The following is a 2,131-nucleotide window of genomic DNA, read 5'->3' as shown; positions in this document are numbered from 1 at the left end:
TCTTACGGTCAGATGCAGACCAAATAGCCGATGCACTGTGTGGATAAAGGAATTACCCCATGATCCTTCCTGGAGTTGGTCTTCGAGCAATGAGGCGACTGTGTTGCCAAAGGTAAATTGCCAGTCCTTATCCCCTTCCTGACCCAACCATTTCTGCTGGGCATAGAGCCCAACCGGGGTGGTGCTTGTCGTGAAGTTCTTATATGGATCATACCGGAGTTGCATCATGGTGTTCATTTCTTAACCTTTTTCTTTAAAACCGCCTTTGCTGAAAGTTTCTTCTTCTTTCCGCTAAAGGACGAAGGGGACGTCCATAACTATATAACTATCTCTCTCTCGCCAAAAAAACATTTCATTAGTTGCTTGATCCCCGTTTTTGCCGCCCCTTTTTTGCCATTTTGCTCCAAACTTCATAAAAACGCAAGGAAATTTTATCGGCGGTATTATTTTTCATGCAGGCGTGAGACCTTTTTCTGTTTGGTGTTCACTGTGAACACCAAACGACAAACTCCCCGGAAAGCCTTATCCTGCCTTGTTTTTCGTCCGGTAGGGGTCTGCGGTTCGGCTGGACTTAAATTGCTATTTCTAGTGCAATCATGTCGTAACTTATTGACGGCTTTATTTCTTTTTCCCCGACCTGTTTCTCTATGAATCCTATCTGTTCCAGGTATTTGATGTCGTCGGCGACGTTTTTGATATCCCTCTTTGTAATACGTGCAAGCTCGTTAATCGATTTTGGATTGTCTGTTTTTATGGTGTGGAGAAGCTCAAGCCTTTTCGGTGTCAATGCCTTTCTGAATGCTTCAAAACTTGAAAAATAAACGCCGACTTCTTTTTTTACTTTTTCGTTCTTTGCCACTTTCTTTAAGACATCTTTTGCTTCATCAAGAGCTTCTTTGACCCCTTTAATTCCGACGATTACTTTCTTTGCTTTCATTTCAGAAACCTCCTGACATCTTCATAGAAATCGTTGAAGAGTTTATCAATACTGGTGAATTCGTAATCTTCCTGCTCATTTCCCATGTGTCTGTGATCTCCTTTTCTTTCGCCGTTATCATACCCCACCACCCTTTTACCATCCACAATATATACAAGAGAATATCGATACCCATGGGGTTTGTCCTTCGTAGGCTTTGAAATCTTCCATATTTTAATCTCAAGAGTATTTCCTTTTTCATCAGTAACTTTTGTGTGATGGACTAATTCAGTAGCCATTGGTATATTATACCAGTAAAAATGAATCTGTCAAAATGATTGTTAAAATTCAGGAGAGCACCTGGGTTCAAATCTTTATTCTTGACATTGGAGCTGGACTACCGGCACGATTACAGCGATGCAGGTTTCTATATTTGCCGCAACATTTGCGGCAAATATAGAAAAACCCCATAAAGCCTTGCCAGTCAAGCTTATAGAGCATTTAAACTCCTGCGAATCTTTACGTCCCATTTCTTGGCTTGTAGTAATAACTCTATGCCTATTACAACTTATTTTTGGTTATAAGCGTGTCCGGTTAAAACGGGGGCTACCCCACAAAGCCCGGGGTGCGGGTATTGGCCCCCTCTCCCTTACTTTGCCTTTGCTCGTGCCCGCTGAATCTCCTCACAGGAGGGCATACCGTCTTTAGGCGATACCGTAACGATATTTGTACCGATGAGAAAATCCTTGTACTCGGGTACCTTCTTGGTCATGCCGTAGAATGTGGGCAGAAGAAGCTGGTGATCGCAGGCTCGCAGCTCAAGCCTTCCTACGGCACTCGTCTCCAGTACCATGCCCTCCAAGGCATCAATGAATTTTTCTTTATCGAACTTCCCTGCCTTCTGATATGCCCTGGCAATAAACTGCGCTGTTGTATATCCATAGAAGGCGGGCATAGTGGGGAGCCTACTGTACCGTTTCTGGAATTCCGCTACGAACGCCTTGTTTTCAGGCGTCTGCGGGTAGTAGAACATATAGCTTGCCGTGCCTGCTACCCCTTCCGGCCCTTCGAGGCCCAGGGAAGAGAGGACGGCTAATTCGATAGCAGTGTGCTGGTATATGAGCACCTTCTCGCTGAAGCCTGTAGCTTTCGCTGTTTTCTGGAAGCTTATTACGCCTGAGCCTGCAGAGCCCATAATAAGCACCTCGGGCTTGG

The 2,131-nt window shown here is 44.6% G+C and carries 4 protein-coding genes; all 4 read right to left on the bottom strand.

The window, feature by feature from the left end; all coding sequences use genetic code 11:
- On the bottom strand, positions 1–237 hold a 237-nt coding region (locus NT178_06635; protein ID MCX5812205.1), incomplete at its 3' end, for a hypothetical protein.
- A gap of 334 nt (positions 238–571) precedes the next feature.
- Positions 572–937 carry a MarR family transcriptional regulator gene (locus NT178_06630; protein ID MCX5812204.1) on the bottom strand — a complete coding sequence of 122 codons (366 nt, stop codon included), beginning with the start codon at positions 935–937 and terminating at the stop codon, positions 572–574.
- Positions 934–1,215 (bottom strand): DUF6516 family protein, encoded by a 282-nt coding sequence (locus NT178_06625; GenBank protein MCX5812203.1) that lies wholly within the window; start codon positions 1,213–1,215, stop codon positions 934–936. The genes NT178_06630 and NT178_06625 overlap by 4 nt, the downstream gene beginning before the upstream one ends.
- A gap of 350 nt (positions 1,216–1,565) precedes the next feature.
- Positions 1,566–2,131: ABC transporter substrate-binding protein (locus NT178_06620; GenBank protein ID MCX5812202.1), on the bottom strand; the 566-nt coding region annotated here is incomplete at its 5' end.

Source organism: Pseudomonadota bacterium (genome assembly GCA_026388255.1).
Lineage (GTDB): Bacteria > Desulfobacterota > Syntrophorhabdia > Syntrophorhabdales > Syntrophorhabdaceae > JAPLKB01.
The sequence above is the reverse complement of the archived record's forward strand: the minus strand, read 5'-3'. Positions and strand labels throughout refer to the sequence as shown.

Bases quoted from the DNA above. Each gene is read 5' to 3' on its own strand.
- NT178_06630 (MCX5812204.1), bottom strand. From the start codon at position 937: ATGAAAGCAAAGAAAGTAATCGTCGGAATTAAAGGGGTCAAAGAAGCT.
- NT178_06625 (MCX5812203.1), bottom strand. From the start codon at position 1,215: ATGGCTACTGAATTAGTCCATCACACAAAAGTTACTGATGAAAAAGGA.